14 protein-coding genes are annotated in these 15380 nt (G+C 52.8%); all 14 read left to right on the top strand.

From position 1 onward, the window contains the following. Nucleotide 1 precedes the first annotated feature (1 nt). The 14 genes from WCY31_RS12125 (at nucleotide 2) to WCY31_RS12060 (ending at nucleotide 15350) form a co-directional block, all read left to right on the top strand. Entirely contained in the window at nucleotides 2–1171 is a 1170-nt protein-coding gene (locus WCY31_RS12125; RefSeq protein WP_345972587.1) for a glycosyltransferase, read from the top strand. A gap of 18 nt (nucleotides 1172–1189) precedes the next feature. After that, on the top strand, nucleotides 1190–1807 hold the full coding sequence (gene hisH, locus WCY31_RS12120) for an imidazole glycerol phosphate synthase subunit HisH (RefSeq protein ID WP_345970035.1): 618 nt from the start codon (nucleotides 1190–1192) through the stop codon (nucleotides 1805–1807). Next, nucleotides 1807–2577, top strand: a complete 771-nt coding sequence (locus WCY31_RS12115) for an AglZ/HisF2 family acetamidino modification protein (protein WP_345973795.1) — start codon at nucleotides 1807–1809, stop codon at nucleotides 2575–2577. Before hisH ends, WCY31_RS12115 begins: the two co-directional genes overlap by 1 nt. Next, a complete protein-coding gene (locus WCY31_RS12110; protein ID WP_345972585.1) occupies nucleotides 2574–3707 on the top strand; it encodes an N-acetyl sugar amidotransferase in 1134 nt (377 codons plus the stop codon). The genes WCY31_RS12115 and WCY31_RS12110 overlap by 4 nt, the downstream gene beginning before the upstream one ends. Next, on the top strand, nucleotides 3704–4834 hold the full coding sequence (locus WCY31_RS12105; RefSeq protein ID WP_345972583.1) for a glycosyltransferase: 1131 nt from the start codon (nucleotides 3704–3706) through the stop codon (nucleotides 4832–4834). Before WCY31_RS12110 ends, WCY31_RS12105 begins: the two co-directional genes overlap by 4 nt. Next, a complete protein-coding gene (locus tag WCY31_RS12100; RefSeq protein ID WP_345972581.1) occupies nucleotides 4827–5933 on the top strand; it encodes a glycosyltransferase family 4 protein in 1107 nt (368 codons plus the stop codon). Before WCY31_RS12105 ends, WCY31_RS12100 begins: the two co-directional genes overlap by 8 nt. Beyond that, a complete protein-coding gene (gene wecB / locus WCY31_RS12095; RefSeq protein ID WP_345972579.1) occupies nucleotides 5930–7063 on the top strand; it encodes a non-hydrolyzing UDP-N-acetylglucosamine 2-epimerase in 1134 nt (377 codons plus the stop codon). The genes WCY31_RS12100 and wecB overlap by 4 nt, the downstream gene beginning before the upstream one ends. A 25-nt stretch (nucleotides 7064–7088) precedes the next feature. Beyond that, nucleotides 7089–7925 (top strand): hypothetical protein, encoded by an 837-nt coding sequence (locus WCY31_RS12090; RefSeq protein ID WP_345972577.1) that lies wholly within the window; start codon nucleotides 7089–7091, stop codon nucleotides 7923–7925. Continuing rightward, nucleotides 7912–8874, top strand: coding sequence for a sulfotransferase (locus WCY31_RS12085; protein ID WP_345972575.1), 963 nt, complete (start codon nucleotides 7912–7914; stop codon nucleotides 8872–8874). The genes WCY31_RS12090 and WCY31_RS12085 overlap by 14 nt, the downstream gene beginning before the upstream one ends. Before the next feature lie 57 nt (nucleotides 8875–8931). Then, nucleotides 8932–9750: a glycosyltransferase gene (locus WCY31_RS12080; protein WP_345970024.1), complete on the top strand. Its 819-nt coding sequence runs from the start codon at nucleotides 8932–8934 to the stop codon at nucleotides 9748–9750. Nucleotides 9751–9908: 158 nt separating this feature from the next. After that, nucleotides 9909–11861, top strand: coding sequence for an STT3 domain-containing protein (locus WCY31_RS12075; protein WP_345972573.1), 1953 nt, complete (start codon nucleotides 9909–9911; stop codon nucleotides 11859–11861). Further along, a complete protein-coding gene (locus WCY31_RS12070) occupies nucleotides 11858–12469 on the top strand; it encodes a sugar transferase (protein WP_345972571.1) in 612 nt (203 codons plus the stop codon). Before WCY31_RS12075 ends, WCY31_RS12070 begins: the two co-directional genes overlap by 4 nt. A 2-nt stretch (nucleotides 12470–12471) precedes the next feature. Further along, nucleotides 12472–13575 carry a DegT/DnrJ/EryC1/StrS family aminotransferase gene (locus WCY31_RS12065; protein WP_345970019.1) on the top strand — a complete coding sequence of 368 codons (1104 nt, stop codon included), beginning with the start codon at nucleotides 12472–12474 and terminating at the stop codon, nucleotides 13573–13575. After that, nucleotides 13572–15350: a nucleoside-diphosphate sugar epimerase/dehydratase gene (locus WCY31_RS12060; RefSeq protein ID WP_345972569.1), complete on the top strand. Its 1779-nt coding sequence runs from the start codon at nucleotides 13572–13574 to the stop codon at nucleotides 15348–15350. Before WCY31_RS12065 ends, WCY31_RS12060 begins: the two co-directional genes overlap by 4 nt. Nucleotides 15351–15380: the final 30 nt, after the last annotated feature.

Below are 15380 nucleotides of genomic sequence, written 5' to 3'. Positions count from 1 at the left end.
CATGCATATCCTCGTGATCCCTTCTGAGCGGTATCTTCCCAAGGACAGACCGCTTGAGGGTATTTTTCAAAAAGACAATGCCGTAGCCCTTCGTGATAGCGGTTTAACGGTCGGCATCCTTTCCATCGAACTGCATGGTATAAGAAAGATGATAGGTCAGAGACGATTTTTTGTTCACGACAGGGTGGTGCACACGAAGGAGGAGGGGATCACAGTGTCGCGGATCAGCGCGATCGCGCCTCCAAACCGCTACCCAAGAATTTTCAGACCCTTCTGGGTCTTGAAAGGGAAACAGGTATTCAAGGAGTATGTCAAGACATACGGCATGCCTGATGTCATCCATGCACATAATGCTTTGAATGCCGGTTTGCTTGCGCTCGAGCTGAAAAAAGAGTACAAACTCCCTTATGTCGTGACCGAACACAGCAGCCAATTCATAAAGGGGGCGTTTACACCATGGGAGAAGAGAAAAATTCATACGGTGTTTTCCCATGCCGATGCATTGATTGCGGTCAGCCCGAGTCTGGGAGAAGTCATAAAGCGGTATCTGTCGTCACATCAAACGGTTTCGGTCGTTCCCAACCCTCTGGACAGGCTGTTTGAAAACGACACACGCCTGAAAAACAGAGCGGAGGGAGTCGTGTTCTTTTCGTTGGCCGCCCTGGTGGCAACCAAGGGCTTTTTTGAGCTGTTGGAAAGTTTTGCAAAAAGTTTTCAGGGAGATTCGGCGAAAAAACTGGTCATCGGAGGCGATGGCCCGGAGCGGGACAGTTTGGAACAATATGCCTCCGAACTTGGGATAGAGAAGCAGGTAACATTCGTTGGCCTTTTGTCGAAAAAAGAGGTTAAACGGCATATGGAGGCGTGTGATGTCTTTGTCCTGGCAAGCCATTTTGAAACGTTCGGTGTCGTGATCACCGAGGCGCTGGCATGCGGAAAGCCGGTCGTGGCGACGCAGTGCGGCGGACCGGAGTATCTTATCGACGACAGCAACGGTCTCCTGGTACCGCCGAAAGAGACCGGGGCGTTGGCGGTAGCACTGCAAAAGATGGCAAATTCTTTTGACAGCTATGACGGCAAAGCTATCAGAATGGCGTGCCTGCACAGATACGGCTCGGCGAAAATTGCATCTGTTCTGCAGTCGATCTATAATAAGCTGCTAGAACATTGATGTGCGTATGGGAAGTAAATGACAACAATCGTTGACTATGGAATGGGAAACTTGGGATCAGTAAAAAATATGCTGAAAAAAATCGGAGAGGGCGCCGTCGTCTCTTCTGATGCACGCGCGATAAACGAGGCCACAAAGATAATTCTGCCGGGAGTCGGCGCATTTGACAACGCCATGATCAACCTTCAGCAGCTGGACTTAATTGCAGCGATCAAACAGAAGGTGCTTGAAGATAAGACACCGATTCTCGGCATCTGTCTCGGAATGCAGCTGTTGACGAACGGCAGCGAAGAGGGGAAGTGCGAGGGGTTCGGTTTTATTGAGGGGAGTGCGAAACGCTTCAACTTTCAAGACCATGATAAAAAACTTCCTGTGCCGCATATGGGATGGAACAGGGTGCATGTGAAAAAGGAGAGTCCGCTTTTCGAAGGGATGCCCGACGATCCCCGATTTTATTTCGTTCACTCATATGCAGTAGAATGCGCAAACCGTAACGACATATTGACGACAACCGAATACGGCTATGAGTTTGTATCATGTTTCGAGCATGAAAACATTCTGGGCTGCCAGTTCCACCCCGAAAAGAGCCATAAATTCGGTATGCAGCTTTTCAAGAACTTTGTGGAGTACTATTGATGCTGCGGACAAGAGTCATACCTGTTTTGTTGCTGCACAATAAAGGGCTCGTGAAAACTGTGAGATTCAAAGATCCGAAATATGTCGGCGACCCCATTAATGCTATCCGGATCTTCAACGAGAAAGAGGTGGACGAATTGATCTTTCTCGACATCGACGCTTCCAAAGAGCATAGAGAGCCGGATTATGCGTTGATAGAAAGTTTTGCAAGCGAGTGTTTTATGCCGGTTTGTTACGGAGGCGGGATTACCAACGTTGAACAGATCAGAAAGGTTTTTTCACTCGGCATCGAAAAAGTCGCTCTAAACAGTTCTGCGCTGCGCGACAAGGACCTCATACGGGAAGCTTCGCAGCTCTTCGGGGCGCAAAGCATTATCGTGGCGGTGGATGTCAAAAGAAATCTCTGGGGGCGCTACCAGATATACCGTCACGCAGATAAGGGAGTGCAGAAGGGCGATCTGCTTGCCTATCTTCGCGAGGTTGAAGCGCTCGGGGCGGGCGAGGTTTTCCTTAACAGCGTGGATATGGACGGTATGCAGAAAGGATACGATATGACCCTGCTTCAGACCGTCCGAGATGTGATTTCCGTTCCCGTGATCGTCTGCGGCGGCGCCGGGCAACTGTCCGATTTTAAAGCTGCAAAGGAGCTCGGCGGTGCCTCCGCGGTCGCAGCAGGGAGCTTTTTTGTATTCCAGGGCAAACACAGAGCCGTCCTTATCACCTATCCGAAATATGAAGAGTTGGAAAAATTGTTTGGAGAGCAGCCTTGAAAACACATTACCAGATCTGTTCGCATTGTGTCATGGATACGACGGACCCCGACATCACATTCGACGAGCAGGGCGTCTGTAACCATTGCAGGCACGTTGAAAATGTGATCCGGAAATCCTGGTTCCCCAATCCCGAGGGGAAAAGAAGGCTTGATCAGATTGTTGCCAGAATCATTGAAGACGGCAAAAGCGGTGAATATGACTGCGTCATCGGTTTGAGCGGCGGCGTAGACAGCTCTTATCTGGCTTATATGCTTCGAACGGAATACCCGCAACTTCGTATTCTGGCTATTCATATTGACGGCGGCTGGAATTCTGAGCTGGCCGTACACAACATAGAGCATATCGTCAAGAGGCTGTCGATTGATCTTCATACCGAAGTGATCAATTGGGAGGAGATGAAAGATCTGCAACTCGCCTATCTCAAGTCTCAGCTGGCGAACCAGGATGTTCCGCAGGACCACGCCTTTTTCGCCACACTCTACAAGGTGGCTGTCGATCATTTCGGCATTAGATATTTTCTCAGCGGCGGGAATTACGCCACAGAGTCAATTCTGCCGGCTGCCTGGGGCTATAACGCAATGGACGCCAAGCAGCTGCTCGCCATTCACAAACGGTTCGGAACGATACGGCTAAAAACGTATGAAACTGTCGGCTTCTTCAAACGGAAGATCTATTACCCTTATATCAAAAAATTCAAGATGATCAGACCGCTGAATTTTTGGCCCTATGACAAAGAGGAAGCGAAGCGGATCATTGTCGAAAAGCTTGATTGGCGTGATTACGGCGACAAACATCATGAAAGCATCTTTACAAAGTTCTTTCAGTCTTACTGGCTGCCCGAAAAGTTTGGATACGACAAACGCAGAGCCCATCTGTCAAGCATGATCGTTGCCGGCCAGATGACACGGCAGGAGGCCTTGAATGTGCTGGAAAAACCTCCCTACAACGCAGGGGAAATAGAGAGCGAGAAAGAATTCATTGCCAAAAAGCTTAGCATCTCGGTTGAGGAGCTTAACGCCATCATGCTGCAACCCAATAAAACGTTTCGGGATTACCCGTCCGACTATGCCCTTGAACAGCGTTTTTCCAGACTTAAACAATACATTTCCAAATGGCGTCAACGGTGAAAAAGGTCATTTCGCTTGTACTGAACAGCTTTGAGAACGATGCCAGGGTTTTGAAAGAGAATGTTTCTTTGCAGCAAGCCGGTTATGCCGTTGAGGTTGTCGCCCTTCATGAAGCAGGTCTCCCCGAGCGGGATGAGGTCCATGGGGTCCCGGTCCACCGTATCAAGCTCAGGACGAAAGGGTGGTCGAAACACCGCGTAGTCCAGCTATTCAAATACCTTGAGTTCCTCTACAGGGTGATCCGGGAGCACGGGGACGGCGACATCTACCACTGCAATGATCTGGGCACGCTTCCTGTGGGAGCTGTCGTCAAAATGCTGTTTAAGAGGGATGCCAAAGTCGTCTATGATGCGCACGAGTATGAGACGGAGCGACACAATTTCAAAGGCGCTCTCAAAAAGATGGCAAAACTCACGGAAAAACTCTTCATCGGTGCTGCCGATCGTATTTTGACAGTCAGCGATTCTATCGCGAATGAATATGCCAGAATGTACCCGGTTGAGAAACCCGCACTCGTGCTTAATTGTCCCCCGTATCAGGCGGAAGAGAGGCATGATATTTTCCGTAACACTTTCGGAATCGATAAGGGAAAAAAAATCTTTCTTTATCAGGGGGGATTGAGCAGCGGGCGCGGTGTTGAACATATCATCGAGGCGTTCAAAAGAACAGAGGACAAAAACAGTGTTCTCGTCATGATGGGTTACGGACCGTTGGCAAAAGCCGCCGCCGAGGCAGCCGACCAATATGCCAATATCTACTACCATGAAGCCGTCAAACCCGAGGTGCTTCTAACGTATACGTCATCGGCTGATTTCGGCCTCCTTTTTTATGAAAATACTTGTTTGAACCATTACTACTGTTCGCCGAACAAGCTGTTTGAATATACAATGGCGGGGATCCCCGTCATCGTTTCCGATCTTTATGAAATGCACAGACTCGTGACGAACAACGGTATCGGAGTCGTGGCGGAAGAAAACAGCGCCGAAGGTGTTTTGGATGCGGTCCGTCGTGCCGAATCGCTTGATCCAAAAACGCTTAAAGAGAATCTGCATCGTTTTAAAAAGAGATATAACTGGGAAAATCAGGAAGAAGTCCTCTTGGATGTTTACAGAGGACTCTATGCATAAGGTTTGTCATCTTACATCAGTACATCCGAGGTATGACACCCGCATTTTTCTCAAAGAGTGCAGCAGCCTGGCCGCGGCCGGCTATCATGTTGCGCTGGTCGTTGCCGACGGGTGCGGTGACGAAGTCCGTCACGGGGTAGAGATTATCGATGCGGGCAAGGCTTCGGGGAGAAGGATCGCCCGCATGACCAGAGGCGTACGCGCTGTCTATAAACGTGCCCTGGAAATAGATGCCGCGCTTTACCATTTCCATGATCCCGAACTGATCCCTGCCGCCTTGATGCTCAAGCGCAGAGGGAAGAAGGTTGTTTACGACGTCCATGAAGATGTCCCCCGCGATATTCTCAGTAAATCCTACCTCAAGCGCTGGCAACGGGCGTTTATTTCCGCACTCTTCGAAAGATTTGAAAACTTTGCCGTGCGCAAGTTTGATCATATCATGACGGCGACGCCATTTATCCGGGACCGTTTTTTGGCGATAAACAGCCGGACGACAGATGTCAATAATTTTCCGATTCTCTCGGAATTGGCAAACACCACCGATTGGCAACACAAGCATCAAGAGCTCTGCTATATCGGGGGAATATCGAAAATCAGGGGGATCGATGAGGTCGTTCAGGCAATGGGGTCGGTTCCGTCCGGCATCCTGACGCTCGCAGGGAGTTTCGCCCCCGCATCTCTCGAAACCGAGGTGAAGAAGTATGCGGGGTGGAAGAGGGTGAATTTTGTCGGCTACCTGGATCGCGAAGGGGTAAGGGACGTCATGGCCAGGTCGATGGCGGGTGTCGTAACGTTCCTGCCGGCGCACAACCATATCGATTCACAGCCCAACAAAATGTTTGAATATATGTCCGCAGGTATACCCGTGATAGCTTCGAATTTCCCTCTTTGGCGCAGTATTATTGAAAAAAACTATTGCGGGCTTTGCATCGATCCTCTCGACCCGACGGCGATCGCAAACGCCATGCAGTATATTCTTTCCCATCCGGAAGAAGCGGAACGGATGGGACGCAACGGCAGGGAAGCCGTGGAAACAAAGTACAATTGGTCGGCAGAGGAGACAAAACTTATGGATATTTACGCAGGACTGTTATCGTGAAAATTCTGACCGTTATCGGTGCAAGACCGCAATTCATCAAAGCTGCGACGGTCAGTCGTGAGGTGCTGAAACGGCAAAACGATGGTGTCGACATTGAAGAAGTCATTGTGCACACGGGACAGCATTTTGATGCCAATATGTCCGATATCTTTTTTGAGCAGATGCGTATTCCGAAGCCGGATTATAATCTGGAGGTGCACAGCCTGGGACACGGTGCCATGACGGGCCAGATGCTCGAGAAGATCGAAAAAGTACTGCTGGATGAGCAGCCGGACTGGGTGCTGGTTTATGGGGATACGAACAGTACGCTTGCCGGGGCACTGGCTGCCAAGAAGCTCCATATCAGGGTTGCCCACGTTGAAGCGGGCTTGCGGAGCTTTAACATGGCGATGCCCGAGGAGGTCAACCGCATCATGACCGACCGGATCAGCGATCTTCTTTTCTGTCCGACCGCAACAGCGGTCTCAAACCTTCAAGCGGAAGGGTTCGGGGGAGATGCGAGAGGGTTTGGAAGTATCGTCCGGTCCGGCGATGTCATGCAGGACGCCGCCATGTTCTACGCAGCACTCTCAGAAAAACCGGGGATTGAATTCGATTTCGATTCCCCTTTCGTTCTGACGACAATCCATCGGGCGGAAAATACTGATGACCCCGAAAGGCTGCAGTCCATTTTCGAAGCGCTGCAGACGATAGCGGAAAAAACGCCGCTTATTCTGCCGCTTCATCCGAGGACGAGGGCCAAGCTTACGGCATTGGGTATCCGTTCTCTTCATGATCGTCTTATTATCATCGACCCGGTGGGATATCTGGAGATGGTATACCTGCTCACGCACTGTGCGCTGGTGATGACGGACAGCGGGGGGCTGCAAAAAGAAGCCTTCTTTTTTGAAAAACCCTGTATCACGCTGCGTGATGAAACCGAATGGACGGAGCTGGTGGAGCATGGGTTCAATCTGCTGACGGGTGCGGACAGGAACACGATCATCGATGCCTCCGAAAAGATGTTGCGTCACAAGCAGCTTTTTGACGAGCGGAAACCGGAGCTTTACGGCAACGGGAACGCAAGCGGAATCATCGTCGATGCATTGCTGAAAAATCAGTGCAAGCCGAACAGCGACTCTACAGAGTAGAGGACGAGGCGTGGGGGAGTGATTAATGCTTGAATATAAGGGGGTGACATGGGTCCTATACCAGCAGGTATTGATCCCCGATGTTCCTCCGCACGTGCCGGTAGCGTTGAGCCGCGAAGAGGCCCGCGAACTGCTGAAACGGAGCGGGGCCTATTTCATACGCTGGATAAGCGATTTTGACAGAGGGCAAGAGACGGCGTTCTGGTACATCATCAAAGATACACCCGACACGCTTGAATCCCTCGGCCGGAAAGTTCGTTACGAAGTGCGACGGGGACTGAAGCACTGTACGGTGCGGCGTACCGGAGCCGATGATATTGCCGAAAACGGTTGGCCGGTGCATGTGAAAGCCTTTGAAAAGTACAGGAGCTCGGCGGGCCCCGGCAGCCGGGAAATGTTCGTCGCTTCGATCCGTAAAATGCAAGAGCCTTTTTGGGAATTTTGGAGTGTTCTGGACCCGGAGGGGATGATGATCGCGTTTGCTGCTACCCGGATCACCGAAGGTTGCTGCAAGTACGATACCGTCCGGTTCGATCCGGACTATTTCCACCTCAATCCGAGCGAAGCACTCTTTTACACGCTGAACGACTACTACCTTCATCAAAAAGAGGTGCGCTATATCGACGACGGTGCTCGCAGTCTCGCACATGACACCAGTGTCCAGCAGTATCTCATCCGCAAATTCGGATTCAGAAAGGCCTACTGCCGCATGCATGTTGTCTACAGACCGTCCGTACAGCTTGCCGTGCGTCTGCTTTATCCGTTTCGTAGGATTATCGCGTCATTTCGGAATAAATTTGCCGCCAGGGTGACAGTTTTATTAAAACACGAAGAGGTCAGGAGAAGTCTTGAGTTACGGTAGAGAAAGCCCTATCATCCGATATGCACGCACGTTTCAGGATCTTTACCGTTTCTGTGCGCCGTTGGACCATCTGTTCCGATTACCTTTGCGCCTGCACCCTCCCAGGGATATCCCGGTTGTCTGCATTGTTGCTCCTCCGCGGAGCGGTTCTACACTGACATATCAGGTGTTGACGACCGCCCTGAAGAACACGCATTTGACAAATATCTGGAACCTGCTTTATGCTACACCGGCGTTGGGCGGGGTCGTGTCCAAACTCCTTTGCCGACGCCATATCAGCAGCTTCTCGTCCACCCATGGCTTTGTCCCGGGACTATGCGGGGAGGCCGAAGGGTTGAAATTCTGGTCTTATTGGTCGGGGCAGACACTGCAGGAGGATGCCGGAGCGTTAAAGCCCGAAAAGCTTCGGGAACTCAAAGGGGTACTGGATATGCTGGCTTCCCCCGATGAACCGTTTATTACAGGCTATCTCGGCCATGCCTTTTCCATGGAACAGATGCGGGCACACTTCGATCGCATTGTCTTTGTGTATGTTTCAAGAGATTTGCTTTCCAACGCGTACTCACTGCTAAAAATCTCCGGAGAGGAGTGGAGTTCCCTGCGGCCCAAAGCCTGCAGCGAAAAAGAGTATAACAGCCGGTATGAGCGTGTAGCGGATCAGCTGGTCTCCATACACGAATCGATTCTGTCTCAAAGTCTGCCGGGTGATACGATCAGGATTACCTATGAGGACTTGTGCCGCTCTCCGCAGCGTGTTGTTGACAGTATTGTCGCGTTTGCCAAACAGCGGCAGATTCGAGTGAATCCGCGTCTTGATCTGCCGCAAGAGTTCGCGGCATCGCATATAGAACCCGATACGAATGACGAGACCAGGCACCTCGTGACGGCGCTCAAAGCGAGAGTGGCAAACGGACATGAACAAAATCTACCAGAGATATTTTTGCGCTGACTTCTTGCGCTATAATAAACCTTCCAATATGGCCGAGGCATGCAGAGAGGACAGCATTTGAAACAAGATACGGTCGTTTTGCTTAGCTTCTACATCAACAGTGATCTGAAGGAAAGCAAGGCGATGTTTGCTTCGCTGTTTGCGCAGACGAGGCGGGACTTTGATATTTTTGTCAAGGAAGACGGCCCGGTGCTTCCTTTGTTGCATGATTATCTTCTCGATCTTTATGCGAGTGGACAGATCCAGTACTTCGGCGAGCGGAGTACAAATCGGGGTGTCAGTTTCACGTTTAACGAGTTAATTAGTCATGCACTGAAAGAAGGGTATGTTTATATCGTTCGGATGGATACGGACGACATTTGCGTGCCGGAACGGATCGCGGTACAACACAGTTTTATGTCGGTCCATCCCGAAATTGATGTTGTTGGCGCTTGGATCGAGGAGTTTAACACCGACACTGACGAGAAACAGGTGGTCCGTTACGCTGAAACACATGAAGAAATTTTTGAGTTTTTCAAAAAAAGGTCACCGCTGGCCAACCCCACCGCTTTTTTCAGGCGTACTTTTTTTGAAAAGGCGGGACTTCATCGATTAAATACGACGAACGAAGATCTTGCGTTGTGGATAGAAGGTTTTGCGCATGGATGCCGTTTTCACAACCTCCAGGTAGCGCTTGTGAAAATGAGGGTGAATGATGCCTTTTATTACAGGAGACACGGCTGGGCAAAAGCGCAGGATGATTTTACGTTGAAAATTGAAGCGACCCGTCGATTGGGGTTTGGTTTCACAGGGTATCTTTATGCGGTCGCCGCTTTTTTTCTACTGCTTTCCCCGGTGTGGGTCAAAAGAATGTTCTATAAACGATTGCGAGGTTAAATATGAGTTTGTCCAAAAATGAAGCCCAGAGTATACAGCTTTCTACTGCCAATATGATCTTCCTTATGGTCATCGCCTATGCTTTTAGTATAGCGATTCGAATGATCTGGGTGGATTGGGCTTCCGGAATCCCTTCGTTTTCTTGGCAAGACCAGCTTATGATTAATACGAACGACGGCTACTATTTTGCCAGCAGTGCCCAGCAGGCCCTGGAGGGAATGCATGCGGACAACCCGCGCGTGCTCGGGTGGATGGAACTTGCACTGACCTTCCTGACGACGGTGGCGGTCAAGTTCTTTCCCGTGGATCTCAACACCGTCATTTTGTACATGCCTGCTGTCATCTCCAGCCTTGTTGTGATCCCTATGATCCTGATAGGCCGCCTCTATGGACAGACGCTGCTCGGTTTCTTCGCGGCACTGATCGGTTCGATCGCCTGGAGCTATTACAACCGGACGATGATCGGCTACTACGATACTGACATGTTCTCGGCAATGGCGCCGATGTTCATCCTCTATTTTTTGATGGCGACCATTGAGAAAGAGACCTATGTCAATGCGCTGATGGCGGCGTTCACGATCGCCCTGTACCGCTTCCTGTACGATCAGGGGCTTTCTATTATCTATGCTATGGGACTGATCTATATGGGTTATATGGTCCTGTTCCACCGACATCAGAAGTTCACCTACCATTCGATCATTCTTATCGCGATCGCCCTGATGCCGCTGCAATGGTGGATCAAGGTGCCGTTGCTCATTGCCGCTCATTTTGTGTTCAAGAACGAATCCGTCTCATTGCGCCATCTGATGGTCATTGCCGGGATCACCCTTGTTCTGTTCCTGATCAACGGCAACGTTTTCGGGGTGATCTGGAGCAAGGTTTCGGGTTACCTGTTCCGGGGCACGGAAGAGGTCGGCCTGCATTTTTACCAGGTCAGCCAGACGGTTCGGGAGGCGGGGACGATCCCCTTCAGCGTGATGGCGGACCGGATCTCAGGCTCTGTCCCCGGTGTCATAGCGGCGTTGATCGGTTATCTGCTGCTGGTGATGCGTTCCAGACCATTTCTGCTCGCGTTGCCGCTGATCGGCATCGGCGTCTTTTCGCTCTGGGGCGGTCTGCGTTTTACCGTCTATGCTGTTCCCGTCGCCGCACTCGGGGCTGTTTACCTTTTTTATGTGCTGGCCTCCTATATTCCCAATCGCAAAGCTTCCTGGGCGGCGGTAGCACTGTTGACGGGGCTGATGCTCTTCCCGAACATCAAACATATCATCGGCTATAAAGTACCGACCGTCTTCACCAAGGAGGAGGTGGCACTTCTGGACAAGATGAAAGCCATCGGTAGCGAGCGGGATTACGTCATCACCTGGTGGGATTACGGCTATCCCATCTGGTACTACAGCAATATGAACACCCTCATCGACGGGGGAAAACACAGTCATGACAACTATATCGTCTCCCGGGTGTTGACGACGGATTCCCCGAAAGAGGCGGCGTCGCTGTCGCGCCTGGCGGTGGAAACCTATGTCGATTCGGGCTATCGGGTCGCCGCCGATACCCTTTTTAGGAACAAGCAGCCCGATCAGGTCGATACCGAGGCGTATCTCGAACAGCTGCGTGTCGGAGAGGTAACGCTGCCCGAACCTACACGGGACATCTACCTTTACCTGCCGCTGCGGATGCTCGATATCTTCAGTACGATTAAGGTGTTCTCGAACCTGGATCTGCAGAGCGGCCAGTCCTACAAGATGCCGTTCTACTACGTGACGGGGTATGCCAAACAGTCGGGTAACTTGGTCGATCTCGGCAACGGCTTGCGTCTTGATTTGCAAAAGAGCGTACTGCAGGCCGGTAGGCAGAGCCTTCCGCTGCGCCGTTTCGTTATTACCGAAGAGCACGAGAACGGTCCGGTGGGCAAGCAGGTCAATCTGCTGCATTTCGACGGGACGCTTTCCGTCATTTTCATGCGCAGCGCGAACAAGTTCCTGGTGCTTGACGAGGAGATGTACCAGTCCCTCTTTATCCAGATGGGGGTCCTGGAGAACTACGATGCCGATCTCTATGAACCGGTCATTCTCTCTCCATGGGCCAAGATCTACCGCCTGAAGATATGACACAGGGACTTTCCCGGCGGGACGCCTTTGCCAAGCGCCTCTTTGACATCCTGTTGGCGGGGACAGGGCTGCTGCTGCTGGGGTGGTGGATGATCCTGTTGCTGATCGCGGCGGCGAGCATCGACACCCGGAGGTTCGGACTGTTCATGCAGCGGCGGATCGGCCGACATGGGCGTCCTTTTACCGTCTACAAGATCAGGACAATGCGTGCCGTCAGCGGTGTAGATACGACTGTTACGGCGAGCAATGATGTGCGTATTACGCGGTTGGGGAGCGTATTGCGTCGGTTCAAACTTGATGAACTCCCCCAGCTGCTGAATATTCTCGTGGGTGATATGAGTTTTGTGGGCCCCCGTCCCGATGTTGCCGGATACGCGGACCGGCTTGAAGGGCCGGACCGGGTGATTTTAGGTGTTCGTCCCGGGATTACCGGGCCTGCAACGCTGAAATACCGTGATGAAGAGGCGATTCTGGCCGTACAGCCGTCTCCGCAGGAGTATAATGACAAGGTAATATGGCCTGACAAGGTGCGTATAAACCGGATGTATGTCGAACAGTGGTCCTTTAGAGCGGACCTTGCGTATATCTGGAAGACGCTGAAAGGATAACGGTGGCACGTCTTTTTCTCTCCCCTCCCCATATGACCGGCAACGAGCAGCGCTACATCGCCGAAGTGTTCGAGAGTAACTACATCGCGCCGCTCGGGCCGATGGTGACACGGTTCGAGCAGGCGATCTGCGACTACACGCAGGCGCCGTTCGCGCTGGGCACTTCCAGCGGGACGGCGGCGCTGCACCTGGCGCTGCGTGTCAGCGGTATCGGGGAGGGCGATATCGTTTTGGCGTCGTCGTTCACCTTCATCGGTTCCGTTGCCGCCATCCTTTACCAGCAGGCGACGCCGCTTTTCATCGATGCCGACGCAAAGAGCTGGAATCTCTCCCCTGAGTTGCTCGAGCTTGCGATAGCGCGTGCACCGAAACCGCCGAAGGCCCTGATAGTGACCCACCTTTACGGCCAGTGCGCGGAGATGCGGCGGATCATGGCGATCTGCCGGGAGCACGGTATCGTTGTGATCGAAGATGCGGCCGAGAGCCTCGGGGCGACCTTGGATGGTGTCCATACGGGCACCTGGGGCGACTTCGGCGTCTACTCCTTCAACGGAAACAAGATCCTCTCCACCTCCGGCGGGGGGATGCTCGTCTCTAAAAGTGAAGAGGCGATCGCAAAGGCGATGTTCTATGCGACGCAGGCGAAAGAGCCGACGCCATGGTACGAGCACAAAGAGCTGGGGTACAACTACCGGATGAGTAATGTCCTAGCTGCCATCGGCGTGGCGCAGATGGAGGTGCTGGCCGAGCGCGTGACGCAGCGGCGCCGGATCTTCGGCTGGTACCAAGAAGCGCTGGGGGAGATCGACGAAATCGATTTTATGCCGGAGCTGCCGGGTGCCCAGGGGAACCGCTGGCTGACGACGCTGACCCTGGGTCATTCCGATCCCGAGCGGGTCAGAACCGCGTTGGAAGATCACGATATCGAGAGCCGTCCCCTCTGGAAACCGATGCACCTTCAGCCCCTGTTTTCGGGGGCCGAAGCAGTGACGGACGGTGTTAGTGAACAGTTGTTCTCATGCGGCCTCTGCCTGCCGAGCGGCACCCAGATGACGCAGGAGGATGTTATCAGGGTCTCCGACATCATCCGGAAGGTGGTGGTGTGAGCGGGCTGTTGCGACCGACGTCCGGCAAGCGGATCCTTTTCTTTCTGCTGCTGGATATGCTCCTCTCCCTGGCAACGCTGTACGGCGCCTACGCCCTGCGCTTCAACTTTGACATCCCGCTGCGGTTCTTTTCATCTTTTGATACGGTCTACCTTTACCTGGTCGGCTTCAAGGTCGTCGCGTTTTTCTTTTTTCGGATTTACTTTATCGTCTGGCGTTTCGTCGGCTTCGCGGAGGCCAAGAACATTGTCAAGGCCCATGTGGCGGCCTATACGGTTTTCACGGGCTTTTACCTGCTATTCCCGGCACTCTTCGACCCTTTTCCCCGCAGTGTGATCATCATCGACTTTTTTCTCTCCATCTTTGCCATCGGCGCCCTGCGTGTTGCCAAACGGCTGATGACGGAGCAGGAGCGCTCATCCCACCAGCAACCGGTACTGCTGTTAGGCGTCAACCCCAAAACGGCTTCGATCATCAAAAGTGCGCAGGAGGGGGATATCCCGTACTACCCCTCCGCGGTCGTTGTGCTCTCAGCGGAAAACCGCAGTGCCGTCGGGACCTATATCAGCAATATCCGCGTATACGGCGAGGAGGCAGTTGAATCCCTGATCCGCGAGCGCGGGATTGCCGCGGCGATAGTTACCAGCACCCTGGCGCAGGATGAGCTCCAGGCGCTCTACGCGCGTCTGAGCGATGCCGGGGTGAATGAAGTCAAACGGGTGCGGCTGCTGGGAGGGCAGTATGATAAACTCGAAGATCTTTCCATCGAAGATCTCCTCGCCCGTCATCCGAAAGACCTGGACAAGGAGGTGATTGCGGGTTTTGTGAAAGGAAAGCGCGTGCTTATCACCGGTGCGGGAGGCAGCATCGGCAGTGAGATCGCCCGCCAGTGCCGCCGTTTCGGCGCGTCGGCCCTGGCCCTGATCGACCACAGCGAGTTCAATCTCTACACGGTCGGCGAAGCGATTCCCGAGGCCTCGCTGGAGATGTTCAGCGTGACCGACGGCAGGATACTGGAGGAGAAGATGGCGGCCTTCGGAGCCGACATCGTCATCCATGCCGCGGCCTACAAGCATGTCCCGCTGTGCGAAGCCAACAAGACAGCGGCGGTACGCAATAACGTCCTGGGGACGAAAAACGTCATCGATGCCAGTATTGCTGCGGGCGTTGGGAAGGTGGTCATCGTCTCGACGGACAAGGCGGTGCGCCCGACCAATGTTATGGGGGCGACGAAGCGGGTGACGGAGCTCTATGCGGGGAACGTGCAGAGCGGTGCGACGGAGATCGTCGCCGTGCGTTTCGGCAACGTGCTGGGTTCCAGCGGCAGCGTTATCCCGAAGTTCAAACGGCAGATCGAAGCGGGCGGGCCGGTCACGGTAACCGACCCGGAGATGACGCGCTACTTCATGCTGATCCCGGAGGCATGCCAGCTGGTGCTGCAGGCGGCCGCCATTGCCAAAGGGGGAGAGCTTTTTATTCTTGACATGGGCGAACCGGTGAAGATCATCGATCTGGCCCGGCAGATGATTCGGCTCTACGGCAAAGAGGATGAGATCAAGATCGAAGTGTGCGGCCTGCGCCCGGGCGAAAAGCTCTACGAAGAGCTGCTGATAGACGATACGGAGGAGAAGACCCGGTACAGCTCCATCTTCATTGCCGGCAAAACGGACTACCCCATTGACAAGCTGGAAGAAGATATCGAAAAGCTTTTAGAGACAAAGGACAAGGTGGCGGCGTTGAAACAGATTGTACCGGAGTTTGATCATAAGCCCTAAAGGGCAATACATGTGAGCAACTAAATTGCG

The organism is Sulfurimonas sp. HSL3-1 (assembly GCF_039645995.1).
GTDB classification, from domain to species: Bacteria; Campylobacterota; Campylobacteria; order Campylobacterales; family Sulfurimonadaceae; genus Thiomicrolovo; species Thiomicrolovo diazotrophicus.
This window is presented reverse-complemented; position numbering and strand designations above follow the sequence as displayed.